Consider the following 19,113-nt stretch of genomic DNA (forward strand, 5'->3'; position numbering starts at 1 on the left):
TATGTTTATGTGATAAATGGGAGGTGAATGTAGTGTTTGAAAAAGTAAGAGATATAATTTCTGAAAAATTAAATGTTGATCAAGATGAGATTAAATTAGAATCATCTATAGTTGATGATTTAGGAGCTGATTCTATAGATTTGATCGAACTTATAATGAACCTTGAAGAAGAGTATGGTATAAGTATATCTGATGAAGAAGCTGTTAAATTAAAAACAGTTGGAGATGTTGTAGATTTTATAAACTCTCAAGTAGAAAATTAAGTTTATTTACATATTAGTCGTCTTAAACTGTTATTGTGTTTTTGGCGACTTTTAAATTTTGGGGAGAAATATATCGTATGCATGAAACACTTATTGACAAATTTCAAGAGATAATAGGCGTAAAGTTTAAAAATATAGATATATTAAATTTGGCATTAACACATAGTTCTTATGCTAATGAGCGTGGTTTGACAGAATACAATGAAAGACTGGAGTTCCTTGGAGATTCTGTACTCCAATTATGTATAACAGAGTATTTGTATAAAAATTGTAAGGATAACAATGAGGGTGATCTTACTCGTAAGAGAGCATCTATAGTTTGTGAGGCATCGCTTTATAAAGTTGGAGAGAAATGGAAACTTGGAGAATTCATTAAGTTAAGTAAGGGGGAAAAATTAAGCGGTGGTAAAACAAGAATTTCTACTATAGCCGATGCAGTAGAGGCGGTTATTGCAGCGGTTTATTTAGATAGTGGATATGAGTTTGCAAAAAAATTTATACTCAAATTTTTCTCATATATTTTGGATACAGGAGCAATAGTAAATTATTTAGACCATAAAACAAGACTTCAAGAATATATTCAATCTAAAACTACTGATAAGATAAAGTATAGCTTGATTAAGGAGGAAGGTCCTCCACATAATAAAGTATTTTATGTTCAGGTTATTATTGGTGAAAAAATATATGGATCAGGAACCGGTAAGTCTAAAAAAGAGGCTGAACAAAATGCTGCATATAAAACTTTAAAATTATTTGAGTAGTGCATTGAATTAGTAGTTTAATTGTGTGAAACTATTAATTCAATGTAAATGTTTTAATGCGTTAATATAGTTGGAGAAAATTGTAAAAATCTTTTTGAGTAGAAATTTAAAAGGAAAAAAAAGGAAAAAGAGGAAATTGATAGAAGTATATAGGGGACAAATATTTAATAAAACTTAAGAGAATTTTGGGAGGAACACTTATGGAAATTTTAAAAGTATCAGCGCAATCTCAACCTAAAGCAGTTGCAGGAGCTCTAGCAGCAGTATTGAGAGATAAGGCAGTAGCTGAGGTACAAGCAGTTGGGGCTGGGGCAGTAAATCAAGCGATAAAAGCTATTGTAATTACTAGAGGTTTTGTAGCTCCAAATGGTATTGATTTGGTTGTTATACCAGCATTTTCTGAAATATCAATTGATGGTGAAGAAAGAACAGCAATTAAATTTATTGTTGAGCCTAAATAGATTTTTTATATAAAGGGAAAAGGAGTAATATTATTACTCCTTTTGTTTTTTATTTACATACTTTCATAAATATTTTTCATTAGCAATGCATCTTTTTCGAGGATTGGGCTTTCACAAATTATACACCCTTTAATATCATATTTAGCAAAAGCACGAAGACATTCAGTTATATTGAAATCACTTTCTTCAAATGGAAGATGGTTTTTTTCTCCTTTTGCAGTGTATTCAATTCCAGATAAGTGAACATGAAAATCTTTGAGTGCATCTTCACCTAAATGTTCACCGATGTATTCAAATATTTTGGCAAAGTCGTCATATTCTTTTAATATTCCATTATATCTTGCGTGTATGTGTGAGAAGTCCACACAAAGTTTTACGTGATCATGATTTTTTACAAGATTACAAAGCTCTTTTAGATTCCCAAACTGAGTTTCTTTTCCAGTCGTTTCAAGTCTATAATATGATCCTGGTATTACTGGAAGTTTTCCTAATTCTTCATTTACAGAATTGAAAGTATCTTCTTTTGTTGAATCTAAATAAAATCCTGGATGAAATATAATATCAGTTCCACCCACAGATGACAACGCAAGTATTCCTTTCTCTAATCTTTCTATTGACTTTTCTTTTTTTTCAACTTCTTTTGCATTCATATTTATAAAGTATGAGCCATGGGCTGTTATATGAAAATCATATTTTTCACGAGTAGTTTTCACAGCTTCACGATTTTTATCTGTTATGTTTACAGATCGAACAAATGGAAGCTCCATTGCAGAAAGCCCAAGTGAATGTAAGTATTCTATCCCAGTTACATATGTAAATTTTTCTGATCCATTTCCCATAGGTAGACCAGAAATTCCAAAGATAAGCTTATCCATCTTTAATAATTACTCCTTTATAATAATCATTATTTTAATTATATCATAATGGGTTTTATAAATAAAATTTGATAAAATTTTATTTATCTTGAATAATAATTACACCTACTCTATAATTAAAATTAATTTATAAAATGGAAGTAATTGTATTATGAGTTTTTATAAAATTACGGATACAGCTAAAAAATTGTTGTTTGAAAATGTTAAAGTAAAAAATATTTCTGTTGATTTCACTTTGGGTAGAGGTAACGATACTCTTTTTCTTAGTGAAAATTTTAATTATGTTTATTCTTTTGATTTACAAAAAGAGTGTATTAATGATTTTAAATTGAAAAATATCAAAAATGTAGAATTGATTTTAGATAGTCATGAAAATGTTGATAAGTATTTGGAAGAATTCGATTGTGGCATGTATAACTTGGGATATTTGCCAGCTTCAGACAAAAAGATAATAACAAATGTTGAATCCACTCTTATTAGTTTGCGTAAATCTGTAGATATTTTAAATGTTGGAGGTTTTATATCTGTTGTTTTATATGTTGGTCATGATCAGGGAAGGGTTGAAAGTCGGGAGGTTCTGAAATTTTGTTGTGACCTTGACAATAAAAAATTTAATGTTGCTTATCTTAATTTGTTGAATAAAAATAATCCGCCATCTTTGGTATTAATTAATAAAATGAGGTAGTTTTATTTATGAAAAATGTAATAGTTGTTGGATCGGGACCTGCTGGTATGATGGCATCTATAGCAGCTGCTAAATGTGGTCATAAGGTGACGTTGCTTGAAGCAAGCAACAAAATAGCTAAAAAAATGTACATATCGGGCAAAGGTAGATGCAATGTAACAAACAACAAATCTATAGAGAGTTTTTTAGATAATGTATTAACGAATAAAGAGTTTTTATATAGTGCTCTTTATAGTTTTACGAATGAAGACACGATAAAGTTTGTTGAAGATGGAGGAACTAAGCTTAAGGTTGAAAGGGGAGGTAGGGTTTTTCCGCTTTCTAACAAATCGAGTGATATAATTAAGAGTTTTGAAAAACAATTAAATAAAAATAATGTAGAAATTTTACTTGATTCAAAAGTTTCGAAAATAAATGTAAATAACAATATAGTTGAGTCGATTGAATTGTTAAATGATAAAATTATAAAGGGAGATCATTATATTTTTGCGACTGGAGGAGCATCATATCCTTTGACTGGATCTGATGGTAAACTTTTTAATGAATATAAAAGAATAGGTCATACTGTTACGAAATTAAAACCTTCTCTTGTTCCTTTAGAAATAAAGGAGAAATGGACTACGAAACTTCAAGGTGTTAGTATAAAGAATGTTAACATGATTCTTTATAAAAACAATAAAAAGGAAATTTCATTTCAAGGAGATTTTATATTCACTCATTTCGGTGTATCTGGACCGATTGTTTTAAAAATTAGTCGATATATTCTTGGGAATGAAAATTATTCTATAGAAATTGATTTGAAGCCAGCACTTGACGATAAAGAATTTGATTTAAGACTCCAAAAGGATTTTGTGAAATATAGCAATAAAGATTTTAAAAATTCTTTAGATGATTTATTGCCTCAAAAATTTATACCAATTATGGTTGACCTTGTAAAAATTGATCCAAATAAAAAGGTTAATTCTATTACAAAACAAGAGAGAAAACGAATTGTTGAATGTTTTAAACATCTTGTTATTAATGTCAAGGGATTAAGACCAATTAGTGAAGCTATAGTAACAAGTGGAGGAATAGATGTTTATGAAATAAACCCTAGTACTATGAAATCAAAAATTATTAAGAATATTTCTTTTGCGGGAGAGGTTATGGATGTTGATGCTTTTACTGGTGGGTACAATATTCAAATAGCAATATCTACTGGATTTTTAGCAGGAAATAGTATTTGAAGTTTGAGAGGTATGAAAATATGAATATATCGATAGCTATTGATGGTCCAGCTAGTTCTGGGAAAAGTTCGATTGCGAAGTGTATTTCAGATAGATTTAATTTTAAGTTTATAAACACAGGACTTTTATATAGACTTACTACTTATATTTCCATAAAAGAGAATATAGATTTTGATTTGGAGGAAGGTAGATTAATAGAAATTATTAAAAATTCTAAGATTGATGTACATAGTAATTATTTGGTTTATAATGGATTGATTTTGGGAGATGAACTGAGAACTCAAGAAATAGATAGTAAAGTATCCTTGGTATCATCAAAATCCAATATTAGAAGATTAATAAATGAAATTTTGAGATCGTTTAAGTCTGAAAATGGAATTGTTATGGATGGGCGTGATATTGGAACTGAAGTTTTAAAAGATGCCTGTCTTAAATTTTTTATAATAGCTGATCCGGATGTTAGAGCTAAGAGAAGATATGATCAGCTTGTTAAAAGTGGTGTTGATGTAGAATATAATAAAATATTAAATGAAATTGAAAAACGAGATAATATAGACTATAATAAAGAAGAAGGTCCTTTGAAAAAAGCAAATGATGCTAAAGTTATAGACACATCCAACTTAGACTTTCAAGAGTCAGTTGACGAGGTTTCGAGAATAATTGTTGAATATATGATACCTAAGATGGAGTTTAAACAAGTTAGGGTTGCGGAAAATAATGGATTTTGTCACGGAGTTCTTAGAGCAGTAAATGAATTGGATAAGGTAGTTAAGAGTGATAATGATAAAAATATTAGTACTCTTGGGGAGATAATTCATAATAAACAGATTATAAATTATTTTTCTCGACAGAACGTTAAAATAGTTAATAAAGAAAACTTGGATACCTTGAAAGATGATAGGGATATTTTGGTAATAAGAGCACATGGCATTCCTAGAGATGTTGAAGATGTTTTAATAACTAATTTTATAGAATATGTTGATGCTACTTGTGGTAGGGTTAAAGTTATACATAAAAAAGTAAGAGATTATTATGAAAAAGGATATGACATTGTAATAGTTGGAAACAAAAATCATCCAGAAATTATTGGAGCTAATAGCTATTGTGATTATAATGCGAAATTCTTTTTTGAGGACAAACTTGATGGAGAAATTTTATCAGACAAAGTATGTGTTTTGTCACAGACAACAGAAAAGTATGAAAATTTTGAAAACGCAATAAAGTTGGTTAGTGAAAAATGTAAAGATGTTGTTTCCTTAAATACTATTTGTGATGCTACATATCTTAGGCAACGTGATGCAGCACAATTAGCAAAAGATGTAGATTTTATGATAATTGTTGGAGATAAATTAAGTTCTAATTCTAATAAATTATACGAGGTTTCGAAAAAATATTGTGAAAATTCTATAATAATTGAAAGGGCTTCCGATTTAAAAAGTGACATTTTAAATGAGATAATTACTAATTGTTACAAAGTTGGAATAACATCTGGGGCTTCAACGCCAGATTGGATTATGAAGGAGGTAATTTTAATGATAGAAAATAGAACCGAAAACAATATAAAAATAGGAAAGTTGTTAAGAGGAAAAATAGAATCTATAGATGATAAAAATTTAGTTTTAAATGTTGATGAAAATTTAGAAGTAATTTTACCAATTGCAGAAATTAGTTTGGATGAGAGAAATAAATTTGGTGATACATTTAAGGTTGGAGAATACATAGATGGAAAAATTATTTCCCTAAGTAATTCAGATGGAAAAGTTGTATTATCTAGGCTTGAAGTTTTTAGAGAAAAATCCTTAGAAATCCTTAAAGAAAAGTTTAATAATAGTGAGCGACTTTCTGTTATTGTTAAGGAAGATGTAAAAGGCGGAGTAATTGTTGAATTTAATAGTATTAAATTATTCGTGCCTGCTTCACATTTAGATTTTATACATATAGAAAATTTAAATGAGTTTGTTGGTCGTGAATTAGAAGTTAAAGTTATTGAAATGAAAGAGGAAAAGAATCAATTTAAGATTATCGGTTCAAGAAGAGCTGTTTTAGAAGAGGAGAAAAAGATCAGAGAGAATGAAATTTGGAAAAGTTTAGTTCTTGGTGATGTTGTTGATTGTGAAGTAAAAAGAATAAATACATTTGGTGCATTTGTTGATGTAAATGGTGTAGATGGCTTGTTGCATATTTCTGAAATATCTTGGGGTAGAATAGATAAAGTAAGTGATGTTTTAAATATTGGTGATAAGATAAAAGTTAAGATAATTGATCTTGATAGAGAAAACAGAAAATTATCTCTAAGCATGAAAGTGTTGCAAGATGATCCATGGTCAAATGTTGATGAGAAATATCCTATTGGAGCAGTTGTGCTTGGTAAAGTTGTTAGATTTGCTGAGTTTGGAGCTTTTGTTGAGTTGGAGCCAAGCATAGATGGATTGGTTCATATATCACAGATCAGTCATAAAAGAGTTAATGATATATCTGACTTTTTACAAATAGGACAAGAAGTTAAGGCCAAGATCGTTGAGATAAATAAGGAAAATAAGAGAATAGAGTTAAGTATAAAAGTTATAGAGTAAATTAAGACTTAAGGGCTTGATGTCCTTAAGTTTTTTTTATGATAAGGGGTGTATTTTGTTTGGCAAAAAAATTTTATGCAATTAAGAAAGGATATAAGATAGGTATATTTGAAAGCTGGGATGAATGCAAAAAAAATATAGATGGATATTCTGGTGCCGTTTATAAAAGTTTTAAAACGCTTGATGAGGCGGAAAAATTTTTGAATGACAATGAAAAAAGTTTTGATTCAACTAATTTGATTGCTTACGTTGACGGAAGCTACAACTCAGATACGAAAGAATATTCATATGGGATGGTTATAATAAATGGCGATCATGAGGAACATTTTTGTGAGAAGTTTGATGATAAAGAAATGTGTGAAATGAGAAATGTTGCAGGAGAGATTATGGGATCAATGAGTGCGATGAAGTATTGTTTAGAAAATAATTTTCAAAGTATTACAATTTGTTATGACTACGAAGGAATAGAGAAATGGTGTAAGGGATATTGGAAAGCAAATAAGAGTGGAACTCAAAATTATAAGAGATATTACGATAGAGTTAAAGATCAAATACATATTGTTTTTAGAAAGGTTAGGGCTCATTCCGGAGATAAGTATAATGATTTAGCTGATAAATTGGCTAAGAAAGCATTAGACATTTAAAAATTTGATGCAATTGTTTTTTAATCATTGTATAATGGTTGAAATATATAAGCAAAGAAGATAAGGAGTGTGGATTACATGGCGAGAATTATTAAAAATGCATATACTTTTGATGATGTTTTATTGGTACCAAATAGGTCGGAGATTTTGCCAAATCAAGTTAGTTTAAGAACAAATCTTACTCGGAAAATATCTCTTAATATACCTCTAATGAGTGCTAGTATGGATACTGTTACAGAGAGTAAAATGGCTATAGCTATGGCTATGAATGGAGGTATAGGAATACTTCATAAAAATATGTCAATTGAGAAACAAGGTAAACAGTTAGAAATTGTTAAAAATTATGATGGAAAAAAACTAGAGGTATCTTCTTTAGATAGTAAGGGAAGGCTTTTATGCGGTGCATCAATTGGAGTTACTTCAGATATGCTTGATAGAGTTAAAGAACTTGTGAGTAAAGAAGTTGATGTTTTGGTTTTAGACACGGCTCATGGGCATTCAAAAGGTGTAATAGAGGAAGTATCTATCATAAAACAATTGTATCCAGATGTTCAAATAATTGCTGGAAACATAGCTACAAGTGAAGCTGTATATGATTTAGTTCATGCTGGTGCAGATGCTGTTAAAGTGGGGATAGGTCCTGGGTCAATATGTACAACTAGAATAGTTGCAGGAGTTGGAGTCCCACAGCTTACTGCCATAATGGATTGTTCAGAAGAAGCTATTAATCATAATATACCTTTAATTGCGGATGGTGGAATTAAATATTCTGGTGATATTGTTAAAGCATTAGCAGCTGGTGCAAGTGTAGTTATGCTGGGTTCTATTTTTGCTGGGTGTGACGAAGCACCTGGTGAAAAAGTTGTGTTTGGTGAAAGAATATATAAATCATATAGAGGAATGGGATCTCTTGGTGCAATGAATGATGGATCAAGTGATAGATACTTCCAAAATGGAAGTAAAAAATTTGTTCCTGAAGGAATTGAAGGCGTTGTTCCATATAAAGGTGAGGTTAGTGAAATAATTTATCAGTTAATCGGAGGGATAAAATCAGGAATGGGTTATCTTGGATCTGCAGATATTAAAACCTTATTTAATAATTCAAGATTTGTTGTACAAACTTCCTCAGGCATAAAAGAAAGTCATCCACATGATATAAGCTTAATGAAAGACGCTCCAAATTATACAAATTAAAAGATAATAAATAAATTTGAAAGTATTATTATATTTTTATATTGACTTTTTTAACCAATGATTTTAAGATTAAACTATTGGTATTGGATTATCCCGTATAAACTCGATAATATGGTTCGAAAGTCTCTACCTACTTACCTTAAATGAGTAGACTACGGGTCGTAATTAAATTGATAGGTTTAAATTTTGTTTTTATATTGATTTATCATGATAATTAGGGACTTTCAACTTTTTAGCTGATAGTCCCATATTATATTTTTTACTAAATTAATTATTAAATAAAATTAATTGGAGGTATTATTTTCTATGCTGAATAAGTTTTTCAAACTAGAGGAACACAATACAACGGTATTTAAAGAGTTTGTTGGAGGATTGACAACATTTCTCTCTATGGCTTACATAATTTTCGTTAATCCAAATATTTTATCTGTTACTGGTATGGATCGAGGAGCAGTATTTACAGCAACAATTTTAGCCGCAGCAATTGGAACTTTAATTATGGGTTTGCATGCTAATTTCCCTGTAGCTCTTGCTCCTGGAATGGGATTAAATGCATTTTTCGCTTATACAGTTGTATTAATATTAGGTTATACTTGGCAACAAGCTTTAGCAGGAATATTTATATCAGGAATTTTATTTATGATATTATCCTTAACTGGTTTGAGAGAAAAAATAATTAATAGTATTCCTACATCTTTGAAGCATGCAGTTGGAACTGGTATTGGATTTTTTATTGCATTTCTAGGATTTCAAAATTCACAAATTATTGTAAATAATGATTCAACATTAGTTGGATTAGGTAATTTTACAGATTTTAATGTATTGATTGCAATTATTGGATTAATCATAACTCTTGTATTGATGGTTAAAAAAATTCCAGCAGCTATATTTATCGGTATGATTGTTACAGCAATTATTGGAATATTTTTGGGAGTTGTTGATTTGCCACAACAAATTATCGCACCGATACCTTCTATAAGCCAAACTTTTGGCGCACTATTTGAAGCCCTACCTACTATTTTCACAGGAGATATTATATTAGTTATATTTTCATTTTTGTTTATAGATTTTTTCGATACAGCAGGAACGTTAATGGCTGTCGGATTTAGAGCAGGATTTGTAAATGAAAAGGGAGAATTAATGAGAGCTGATAAAGCTTTGTTAGCTGATTCAACAGCAACGGTAATTGGATCAATTTTAGGAACATCTTCTACAACATCTTTTGTTGAGTCTTTGGCAGGTGTTGAAGCCGGTGCTAAAACTGGACTTGCATCTGTATTTACATCGATATTTTTCTTGCTTATGTTGTTTTGTTCGGGACTTTTAACAGTTGTTACACCTGCGATTACTGCTCCAGCACTTATTACAGTTGGTATTTTGATGGCATCATCATTGAGTAATATTGAGTGGAATAAAATCGAGATAGCGATTCCAGCATTTATGACTATTATTATGATGGTACTTGGATATTCTATATCTGAAGGTATTGCATCAGGATTTGTTTTATATCCAATTACAATGTGGGCAGCTGGTAGAAGAAAAGAAGTTCATCCTATAATGTGGCTACTTACCATAATCTTCTTAGTGCATTTTATATTTTTATAATTAAATTAGTAAAGAAATATTTTATTAGGAGTGATCAAATGAAGAGTGATCAAGTGGTAGTTATTGATTTTGGAAGTCAATATAATCAATTAATTTGTCGACGTATTAGGGAACTTGGAGTTTATAGTGAGTTAAAATCTCATAAAATAATGGCACAAGATATTAAGAAATTGACAAATGTTAAAGGTATTATATTAAGCGGTAGTCCAAATACTGTTACGGATAAAGATTCATTTGGTATGGATCCAGAAATACTTAATCTCGGAATACCTGTTATGGGGATTTGTTATGGGATGCAACTTATAACGTATATGAATGGTGGAATTGTTGAAAAAGCATCTGAGAGAGAGTATGGAAAAACTGAAATTAAAACTAATAAAGATGGGATTTTTGAAAACCTCCCAGAAGATCAAATTGTTTGGATGAGTCATGGGTATCATGTTAAAACTTTACCTTTAGGTTTTAAAGTTAGTGCTAGCAGTGAATCTTGTCCAATTGCTGGAGCATTCAATGAAGATAAGAATATACATTTAGTTCAATTCCACCCAGAGGTTGAACATTCTGTGTATGGAACTGAAATTTTAAAGAATTTTATATTTAAGATCTGTAAGGCTGAAGCAAATTGGTCAATGAGTAATTTTGTTGAGGATCAAATTGTTAATATAAGAGAGCAGGTTGGAGATAAAAAAGTTTTGTGTGCTCTTAGTGGAGGGGTTGATTCTTCTGTTGTTGCAGCACTCATTTATAAAGCTATTGGTAATCAATTATTATGTATGTTTATTGATAATGGACTTCTTCGTGAAGGGGAGGCTCAGTCAGTTGTTGATACTTTTGATGGAAAATTCAAAATGAATTTTGTTAAAGTTGATGCTCAGGAGAGATTTTTAAATAAATTAAAGGGAGTTTCTGACCCTGAACAAAAACGCAAGATCATAGGTAATGAATTTGTATTTTGTTTTGAAGAAGAAACATCGAAGTTAAACGATTTTGAATTTTTGGCTCAGGGGACTCTCTACACTGATGTTATAGAGTCAGGAACTAGTACAGCACAAACAATAAAATCCCATCATAATGTTGGCGGACTTCCAGAAAACATGAAATTTAAATTGATTGAACCATTAAATACGCTTTTTAAAGATGAGGTTAGGGAACTTGGATTGGAACTTGGATTGCCTGAGAGCATTGTTTATCGCCAGCCATTCCCAGGACCAGGGCTCGGTATAAGGGTCATTGGAGAAGTTACAGAAGAAAAACTTAAAATATTAAAACAAGCAGATAAAATTTTAAGAGATGAAATTGAAAAGGCAGGTCTTAATAGAGAGATATGGCAATATTTTGCTTGTCTGACAAATATGAAGTCCGTTGGTGTTATGGGCGATGAAAGAACTTATAGTTATACAGTTGCTTTGAGAGCTGTTATATCAAGTGATGGAATGACTTCGGATTGGGCGAGAATTCCGTATGAAGTTCTTGATGTTATTTCAAGACGTATAGTTAATGAGGTTAATGATGTGAATAGGATTGTTTATGATATTACTTCAAAACCACCATCAACAATAGAATTTGAATAAAAAATTTGCCGAGTAATGTTATGTTACTCGGCATTATTATTTATTTAACATCGTTTATTATTTCTACTAATGGTTCTATATCTAGAGGATTATTTGTTGTAATGGAAAATGTATGATTTCCACTTGTCCAAGTTGCTACACTAACTTTTCCATTATTTCCTTTTGTTGTTATTTCCAAATTGTTTAAAGAAAGTTTGTTAATTTCTTTATAATTATTGTAATCGCCACTTATGTCTTCAGTCCCAAATGCTTTTCGAATAGATAGGGTATTATCATTTGCGTTAGAGTTTTTGTTGTAATAAATTGTTTGAATTGTTTTTGTACTAATAACTGAATATTTTTTGTCTTCATATCCATCGATTGTGTCAGGTACAGAAAATTCAAAATTGCATGCTTTTACAGCTTCTTCAAGAGTTTCATATTCTACTATTGGATTAGGTAATTGAACATTTTCATTATTTGATATAACGGTGTTGTTATTTGATATGTCTTTATTTTTATTTGAACTGCCACAAGATGCTATAGTAATTGAAATTAATGCACATATGATAGGTAAAGCTAATTTTTTCATATTTGTTTTACTTCCTTGTGTTAAAAAAATATAAACTGTTTACTGGGATGTATTATATATAAAATTTTTTAAAAAGTCTATTGTAAATCTTTCTTAATTTTCCAATAAATAATCTAAAGTCTCGCACATAAGGAAATAAAAATTGGAACAACTTAATTATAAGGAAATGAATTTTTAGAGGTATTAAGATTATGATAATAAATAACAATATTAATGCGATGAATGCACATAGAAATATGGCTAATATAACAGTCACTCAAGGAAAGTCAATGGAAAAATTGAGTTCGGGATTAAGGATAAATAAAGCATCAGATGATTCAGCAGGTCTTGCAATTTCTGAAAATATGAGATCACAAATAAGAGGACTTAATCAGTCGTATAGAAATGCACAAGATGGAATTTCGATGATTCAGATAGCTGAAGGAGCATTATCTGAAACTCATTCAATTGGGCAGAGAATGAGGGAGCTTGCAGTTCAATCAGCAAACGGAAGTTACACAGATGAGGATAGAAAATTGATAAATGAAGAGTTTAAAAATTTAAAATCTGAGATTGATAGAATTTCAGAGGATACAGAATTTAATGGTAATAAGATTATTAATGGAAATATTTCGGGAAAAGAAATTAAGACTTGTGATAATAGTAAAGTTCAGATTACTGGAGATGTTACAGATCCCAACAAAATTAGTCAAGTAATGAAAGAAGTAGATCCAGATGAGCTATCAAAACTTGGAGAGGGAACATTTGACTTAATACTTACTAAAAATAAATTTGATGTAACAATTAGTATAGTGGATAGATCACATTTCAATGGCGGTAAGCCATATGTTATGGATAGTGTATTTATAGAGAATCCTACAAATATTGAAGTTGTAAAATTAGCTGGTATTAATTTGAAGTTTAATAATATACAGGCTACTTCTCCACACCTTACTAGTGGAAAGGAAATGAAAATTTCTTTTTCAAACGATGCTAAAAAAATATCTAATGGGGTTGATTTCCAAATAGGTGCAAATGAAGGTCAAATGGTTGGACTTAATATTGAAAATATGAGAAGCCGTGAACTTGGACTTGGTGGGATTGATGTATCAACAATAGAAAACTCAAAAGAGGCGATTGAAAGGTTAGATATAGCAATTTTTAGAGTATCTGATCAAAGGGCTAATCTAGGGGCTATGCAAAATAGACTTGAACATACTTTGTCATCAGTTGGGAACACTGCAGAGAATTTACAAGCAGCGGAATCAAGAATAAGGGATGTTGATATGGCAAAAGAGATGATGAATTTAACAAAATTAAATATTCTTCAACAAGCATCTCAATCGATGCTTGCACAAGCAAATCAGTTGCCTCAACAAGTTATGTCGATTTTAAAATAATAAAACTATCTCCTTTTTAGATTCTTAAATATTTAATCAGAATGTCATTAGGATAACATAACATAATTCTACATTTTTTTGTAAATTTAATATAGACAATAAAAACAATTTTATATTAAAATGTACATATAACGATTTAATTTTGGCATTTTGATTGAAAAACATAATGATTCTTTACGTTTTTTTAATGTAGTTTTTAATAAATAGTTTTTACAGCTATTTATTTTAAAATATAAACCATTATATAAAAAGGAGATAAATTATGAGAAAGCATGTTACACGTATACTAACTTCTGGTTTTTTGGCATTATCACTTTTAACTGGTTGCGTGGGGTCACCTTCAACTAATGAATCAAATACTTCATCAAGTTCATCCAATACAACAACAAGTGTTAAAAAAATTGACAAATTAAATATTGCATTTGTTCCTTCAAAAGATCCAGAACAAATTATTACAGCAACAGAACCATTAAAAGAAATGCTTAAAGATGAATTAAGCAAGCAAGGTTATTCAATTGGAGAAGTTAATATTTCAGTCGGGACAAACTATGAGGCTGTAGGAGAGGCTTTGGTGTCTGGTACTGTTGATGTTGGATTTATTCCAGGTGGTACATATGTGTTGTATGATGATGGTGCAGAGGTACTGTTAACAGCTACAAGAGATGCGCTTAATCACAGCTCTGAAAACCCAATTGATTGGAATCAATCACCTACAGAATACATACCACAACAAGCTACTTCATATAGATCGCTTCTTATTGCTGGACCTTCTGCTAAAGGTAAAGAGCTTAGTGAGAAGATAAATAATGGACAAGATTTAACATGGGAAGATTTAAATAGTGCAAAGTGGGCTGTAATGAGTCCAACATCGTCTGCAGGATATATTTATCCAACATTATTTTTAAATGATAAATATGGAAAAACTGTAGCAGATTTAACTAATAAAGTTCAATCTGATTCTTATGGAAGTTCTGTTGCGAGATTGGCTGCTGAGCAAGTTGATGTTATAACAGTTTTTGCTGATGCAAGAATTGATTATGCTGAAAAATGGACAAATGAATATGGGCGTACAAGTCAAATTTGGGATGAAACAAATGTTATAGGTGTAGCTGCTCCGATTTATAATGATACGATAAGTGTAAGTAAAAATTCTCCTATTATGACACCTGAATTCAATAATGCATTTGCTACAGCAATGATAAATATAGCAAATACTGATGAAGGTAAAAAGGTTATTTCATTTTATAGTCATAAAGGATATGAACGTGCTCAATCTGCCGATTATGATAATGAAAGAAGGGTTCAGAAGCTTATTCGTGAACTAAAATCTCAGTAATTTTTAAATTTATGGCGGGGACGAGTCCTCGCCTTTTTTATGAATAAAAAATGAGAGGATTAATTTATAATGATAGAATTTAATAACGTTTCCAAAGTATATCCTAATGGTACTAAAGGACTTGATAATGTTAATCTTAAGATAGATAAAGGAGAATTTGTAGCAATCATCGGGTTATCTGGTGCAGGTAAATCAACTTTAATAAGAACAATAAACAGAATGATTGATATTACAGATGGAAATTTAATTGTGAATGGTAAGGATGTAAAATCATTAAAAGGAAAACAGCTTAGAGAATTTAGGCGAAAGATTGGTATGATTTTTCAATCATTTAATTTGGTAACTCGTACGACTGTTATAAAAAATGTTTTAACAGCAAAGGTACCCGAAATTTCATTTATAAGATCAGTATTTGGAATTTTTACAAAAGAGGAAAAGATTCAAGCTTTGGAAGCTTTGGATAAGATGGGAATTGTTGATAAGGCATTTATAAGAGCAGATCAACTTTCAGGAGGACAGCAACAGAGAGTTGCATTATCGAGAACCCTTGCACAAAATCCTGAGATAATTTTAGCTGATGAACCTGTTGCAGCTTTGGATCCGATTACAGCTAGAAAAGTTATGGAAGATTTTAAGAAGATAAATAAAGAGATGGATATTTCAATTTTGATTAATATCCACCATGTTGAACTTGCACTTAATTATGCAGATAGAATTGTGGGAATTAGAGATGGGAAAATAGTTTATGATGGACCTTCATCTGATGTGACAGAAGAAATATTAGAGAATATTTACAAAGGCAAGGTGGAGGTGGTTGCGTGAATATCTACGATAAGATATTTAGACCAAGGGTTATAGAACTTGGAAATGGCAAACAAGTTGTAGAAAAAAGATCTATGGTACCACTTTTAATTTTAATTTTTATTATTGCAGTTATAGTATCTATGGGAATTACTGGATTTAATTTCAATACATTAATTAGGCGTGGTGGAAATTTCTTTGATATTATAAAACAAATGTTCCCGCCAAATTTTGAGTACATAAATAAAATATGGAAACCACTTTTTGATACGATAAAAATGTCTTTTTTGGGATCTATTATAGGTGCTTTGGCTGTCGTACCCTTTTCTGTAGTGGCGTCAAGCAACATAATAAAAAATAAATTCATTGTATCTATAATGAGATTTTTACTGAGCATAATAAGAACGCTTCCAACATTAGTTATAGCACTTATTGCAACATATATTTTTGGTCTTGGGACTTTTGCGGGTACTGTTGCTATTGCTATATTTACTTTTGGATATGTTGGAAAGAAACTTTATGAGCAAATAGAAACTGTTGATATGGGAGCTTATGAGGCAATTCAGGCATTAGGAGCAAGTAAGGTACGAGCATTTTCAAGTGCTATTGTCCCGCAGGTTTTGCCTACGTATATTGCTACAAGTTTATTTTGTTTTGAAGGTAATGTTAGGCATGCGGCTATATTAGGTTATGTCGGTGCTGGAGGAATTGGTTTAATTTTAAATGAGAACTTGGGCTGGAGAGAGTATTCAAGTGTTGGAATGATACTTATATCTTTATTTGTAGCTGTAGTTTTAATTGAATTGCTAAGTCATTATCTTAGGAAGAAATTAACTTAGGAGGAGTAATATCTATGAGTGAAATAGTTTTAAGACAGTACGAGAAAGAACCACGTAAATTTTTATGGAAAATAATTACGGCTTTGGTTTGTGTCTTTTTTATTGTCTTGTCAAGCAGTACTATAAATTTAGATGGTATATCAAAAAATGGTATTCAAATAGCTAAGAATATTTTTCTTGGGATATTTAATCCGGATACCGAATTACTATTTAATTTTGTTGATGGAGTACCTTACCTTTTGCTTGAAACAATGTGTATTGCCTTTCTTGGTACACTTGTTGGTGCAATTCTTGCTATACCAATTTCATTTATGTCAGCAACAAATATTGTTCCTAAGCCAATAAGTGTTATCGGAAGATTTATAATAATGTCAATTCGTACAGTTCCATCAATTGTTTATGCTTTGATGTTCATAAGAGTGACGGGTCCTGGAGCTTTTGCTGGACTTCTTACGATGTCGCTGTCATCTATTGGAATGATATCTAAAATGTATATTGAATCTATAGAAGATTTGGATACGAAGATTTTGGAATCTTTAGATGCTTGTGGATGTAATTTCTTTCAAAAAATACGTTATGGAATACTTCCTCAGCTTTTTCCAGATTTCATTTCAACAGTTATATATCGATTCGATATGAATTTGAGAGATGCAAGTATACTTGGGATAGTAGGAGCGGGAGGAATAGGGGCTCCATTAATATTCTCTATGAATGCTTATAGATGGAGTCAGGTTGGATCAATTATAATAGGACTTATAGTTCTTGTGCTTATTATAGAATTTATTTCGACTAGAATAAGAGTAAAGCTAGCTAGGGGGTAGACAATGAATAAAAATTTGAGAATAATTTTTACATCTGATATTCATGGTTATTTTTTTAATACTGATTATATGGATAGAGAAATTAAACCTCAAGGATTGCTACATTTGGCAACGAGATATAATAAAGATGATGAAACTTTAATTATTGATGGGGGCGATATGCTTCAAGGATCGCCATTTACATATTTTAGCAAATTGAGAAATTCACCTGATAGAATTGCACGCATCATGAACAAAGTTGGATATGATTTTGTAACTATAGGAAATCATGATTTTAATTATGGATATGAATATTTTAAAAAATATTTGGAACATTTAGATGCTGAATGTGTTTGTGAGAATTGTCTTAATGAAGATGGCAATCCTATATATCCGTATAAAATAGTTACAATGAAAAATGGACTCAAGGTTGGGATTGTAGGATGTGTAACTGAATTTGTAAATCTATGGGAAAATCCAAAGAATTTGGGTGGAGTTTCGATTGGGAATATAATTGAAAATTTAAAGAGAGCCTATGAACAAATGAAAGACAAGGTTGATATAACTATCTGTGTATATCACGGCGGATTTGAATGCGATATTGATACGAAAAAAATAATTGAAACAAGTGGAGAAAATGTTGGTTTTAAAATTTGTAATGAATTGAACTTTGATATACTATTGACGGGACATCAACACGTTGGGATTGAGGGAAGATACTTGAATAACACTTACATAGTACAAAATTTATTCAATGCCATGAGCTTTCACGATATAAAAATAACAAGAAATAATGGTGAAAATATTATTAATTCTGAAATGATATTTGCAAAAGATATACCATTTTCTAACGAGATGTTACCATTTAATGAAGAGAATGAAGAAGTTCAAGACCTTATAGATGATTTTGTTGGTGAATTAGATGAAGAACTACTTCCGGATACTCATTTAAATATGGCAATTAATGGAAGTAAACTTGCTGACTTCATAAATAAAATTCAGATAGAATATACAGGGGCTGATATTTCTTCCACAAGTTTTGCAAATAGAATTTCTGGACTTCCAAAGAAGGTTAGAATAAGGGACATTTTGCTCACGTATCCATTTTCAAATACTTTAGTTGTTCTTGAAATAAATGGAAAGAATTTAAAGAAAGTTCTTGAGAGAAGTGCTGAATATTTTGATGTAAAAGATGGGGAAGTTATTATCTCTGAAAAATTTTTAAAACCTAAAATTGAACATTATAATTATGATTACTATATGGGCGTTGATTATAAAATCAATTATGGCGGAGCTATTGGTAATCGAGTTTATGATATCAAAGTAAAAGGTAAAGAAGTGTCGGACAATGATATTTTTACAATTTGTTTGAACAGTTACAGAGCAAAAGGAACTGGTGGATATTTTACATATAATGATTGTAAAGTTGTGAAAAAATATGATGAAGAAATGTTTGAAATATTAATGGAATATATCAAAAATTTTCACGAACATAAAAATAAATAAATTATGATTAAGCTTGATCAATA

Annotated in this window: 18 protein-coding genes and 1 riboswitch; of the genes, 16 read left to right on the forward strand and 2 right to left on the reverse strand. The window is 30.4% G+C overall.

Going from position 1 to position 19,113, the window contains the following annotated elements:
* The first annotated feature begins 32 nt into the window (after positions 1 to 32).
* The 3 genes from acpP to RATSFB_RS02905 all read left to right on the forward strand — a co-directional run bounded on the left by acpP (position 33) and on the right by RATSFB_RS02905 (position 1,485).
* On the forward strand, positions 33 to 263 hold the full coding sequence (gene acpP, locus RATSFB_RS02895) for an acyl carrier protein (protein ID WP_014094549.1): 231 nt from the start codon (positions 33 to 35) through the stop codon (positions 261 to 263).
* Positions 264 to 340: 77 nt separating this feature from the next.
* Entirely contained in the window at positions 341 to 1,024 is a 684-nt protein-coding gene (gene rnc / locus RATSFB_RS02900; protein ID WP_014094550.1) for a ribonuclease III, read from the forward strand.
* Between the two features lie 200 nt (positions 1,025 to 1,224).
* On the forward strand, positions 1,225 to 1,485 hold the full coding sequence (locus tag RATSFB_RS02905; RefSeq protein ID WP_005806504.1) for a stage V sporulation protein S: 261 nt from the start codon (positions 1,225 to 1,227) through the stop codon (positions 1,483 to 1,485).
* Positions 1,486 to 1,538: 53 nt separating this feature from the next.
* Here the strand turns inward: RATSFB_RS02905 and RATSFB_RS02910 are convergent, their stop codons facing one another.
* The gene (locus RATSFB_RS02910; RefSeq protein ID WP_014094551.1) at positions 1,539 to 2,360 is read right to left on the reverse strand and encodes a TIM barrel protein; all 822 of its coding nucleotides are present in this window, start codon (positions 2,358 to 2,360) and stop codon (positions 1,539 to 1,541) included.
* A gap of 151 nt (positions 2,361 to 2,511) precedes the next feature.
* Between RATSFB_RS02910 and RATSFB_RS02915 the strand changes: the two genes are divergently transcribed.
* The 7 genes from RATSFB_RS02915 (at position 2,512) to guaA (ending at position 11,858) form a co-directional block, all read left to right on the forward strand.
* The gene (locus RATSFB_RS02915) at positions 2,512 to 3,045 is read left to right on the forward strand and encodes a tRNA (mnm(5)s(2)U34)-methyltransferase (protein WP_014094552.1); all 534 of its coding nucleotides are present in this window, start codon (positions 2,512 to 2,514) and stop codon (positions 3,043 to 3,045) included.
* An 8-nt stretch (positions 3,046 to 3,053) separates the two neighbouring features.
* Positions 3,054 to 4,271: an NAD(P)/FAD-dependent oxidoreductase gene (locus RATSFB_RS02920; protein WP_014094553.1), complete on the forward strand. Its 1,218-nt coding sequence runs from the start codon at positions 3,054 to 3,056 to the stop codon at positions 4,269 to 4,271.
* Positions 4,268 to 6,844 carry a bifunctional 4-hydroxy-3-methylbut-2-enyl diphosphate reductase/30S ribosomal protein S1 gene (locus RATSFB_RS02925; RefSeq protein WP_242821422.1) on the forward strand — a complete coding sequence of 859 codons (2,577 nt, stop codon included), beginning with the start codon at positions 4,268 to 4,270 and terminating at the stop codon, positions 6,842 to 6,844. Before RATSFB_RS02920 ends, RATSFB_RS02925 begins: the two co-directional genes overlap by 4 nt.
* A 59-nt stretch (positions 6,845 to 6,903) precedes the next feature.
* Complete coding sequence (locus RATSFB_RS02930) at positions 6,904 to 7,488, forward strand: ribonuclease H1 domain-containing protein (protein ID WP_044035528.1); 585 nt, start codon at positions 6,904 to 6,906, stop codon at positions 7,486 to 7,488.
* 78 nt (positions 7,489 to 7,566) lie between these two features.
* On the forward strand, positions 7,567 to 8,682 hold the full coding sequence (guaB, locus tag RATSFB_RS02935; RefSeq protein WP_014094556.1) for an IMP dehydrogenase: 1,116 nt from the start codon (positions 7,567 to 7,569) through the stop codon (positions 8,680 to 8,682).
* A gap of 73 nt (positions 8,683 to 8,755) precedes the next feature.
* Positions 8,756 to 8,857, forward strand: a riboswitch (purine riboswitch).
* A 131-nt stretch (positions 8,858 to 8,988) separates the two neighbouring features.
* Positions 8,989 to 10,287, forward strand: a complete 1,299-nt coding sequence (locus RATSFB_RS02940) for an NCS2 family permease (RefSeq protein WP_014094557.1) — start codon at positions 8,989 to 8,991, stop codon at positions 10,285 to 10,287.
* Between the two features lie 38 nt (positions 10,288 to 10,325).
* A complete protein-coding gene (gene guaA / locus RATSFB_RS02945) occupies positions 10,326 to 11,858 on the forward strand; it encodes a glutamine-hydrolyzing GMP synthase (protein WP_014094558.1) in 1,533 nt (510 codons plus the stop codon).
* A 40-nt stretch (positions 11,859 to 11,898) separates the two neighbouring features.
* On the opposite strand, the gene RATSFB_RS02950 is transcribed toward guaA, so the two are convergent.
* The gene (locus RATSFB_RS02950; RefSeq protein WP_014094559.1) at positions 11,899 to 12,429 is read right to left on the reverse strand and encodes a hypothetical protein; all 531 of its coding nucleotides are present in this window, start codon (positions 12,427 to 12,429) and stop codon (positions 11,899 to 11,901) included.
* Positions 12,430 to 12,620: 191 nt separating this feature from the next.
* Between RATSFB_RS02950 and RATSFB_RS02955 the strand changes: the two genes are divergently transcribed.
* The 6 genes from RATSFB_RS02955 (at position 12,621) to RATSFB_RS02980 (ending at position 19,090) form a co-directional block, all read left to right on the forward strand.
* Entirely contained in the window at positions 12,621 to 13,808 is a 1,188-nt protein-coding gene (locus tag RATSFB_RS02955; RefSeq protein WP_014094560.1) for a flagellin, read from the forward strand.
* 262 nt (positions 13,809 to 14,070) lie between these two features.
* Positions 14,071 to 15,144 carry a phosphate/phosphite/phosphonate ABC transporter substrate-binding protein gene (locus RATSFB_RS02960; RefSeq protein ID WP_014094561.1) on the forward strand — a complete coding sequence of 358 codons (1,074 nt, stop codon included), beginning with the start codon at positions 14,071 to 14,073 and terminating at the stop codon, positions 15,142 to 15,144.
* A gap of 69 nt (positions 15,145 to 15,213) precedes the next feature.
* Positions 15,214 to 15,966 carry a phosphonate ABC transporter ATP-binding protein gene (phnC, locus tag RATSFB_RS02965; protein WP_014094562.1) on the forward strand — a complete coding sequence of 251 codons (753 nt, stop codon included), beginning with the start codon at positions 15,214 to 15,216 and terminating at the stop codon, positions 15,964 to 15,966.
* On the forward strand, positions 15,963 to 16,784 hold the full coding sequence (gene phnE, locus RATSFB_RS02970; RefSeq protein WP_014094563.1) for a phosphonate ABC transporter, permease protein PhnE: 822 nt from the start codon (positions 15,963 to 15,965) through the stop codon (positions 16,782 to 16,784). Before phnC ends, phnE (RATSFB_RS02970) begins: the two co-directional genes overlap by 4 nt.
* A 14-nt stretch (positions 16,785 to 16,798) precedes the next feature.
* Positions 16,799 to 17,605, forward strand: coding sequence for a phosphonate ABC transporter, permease protein PhnE (gene phnE, locus RATSFB_RS02975; protein WP_014094564.1), 807 nt, complete (start codon positions 16,799 to 16,801; stop codon positions 17,603 to 17,605).
* A 3-nt stretch (positions 17,606 to 17,608) separates the two neighbouring features.
* Entirely contained in the window at positions 17,609 to 19,090 is a 1,482-nt protein-coding gene (locus tag RATSFB_RS02980; protein WP_014094565.1) for a bifunctional metallophosphatase/5'-nucleotidase, read from the forward strand.
* The last annotated feature ends 23 nt before the right edge of the window (positions 19,091 to 19,113 follow it).

The organism is Candidatus Arthromitus sp. SFB-rat-Yit, from assembly GCF_000283555.1.
Classification (GTDB): Bacteria; Bacillota; Clostridia; order Clostridiales; family Clostridiaceae; genus Dwaynesavagella.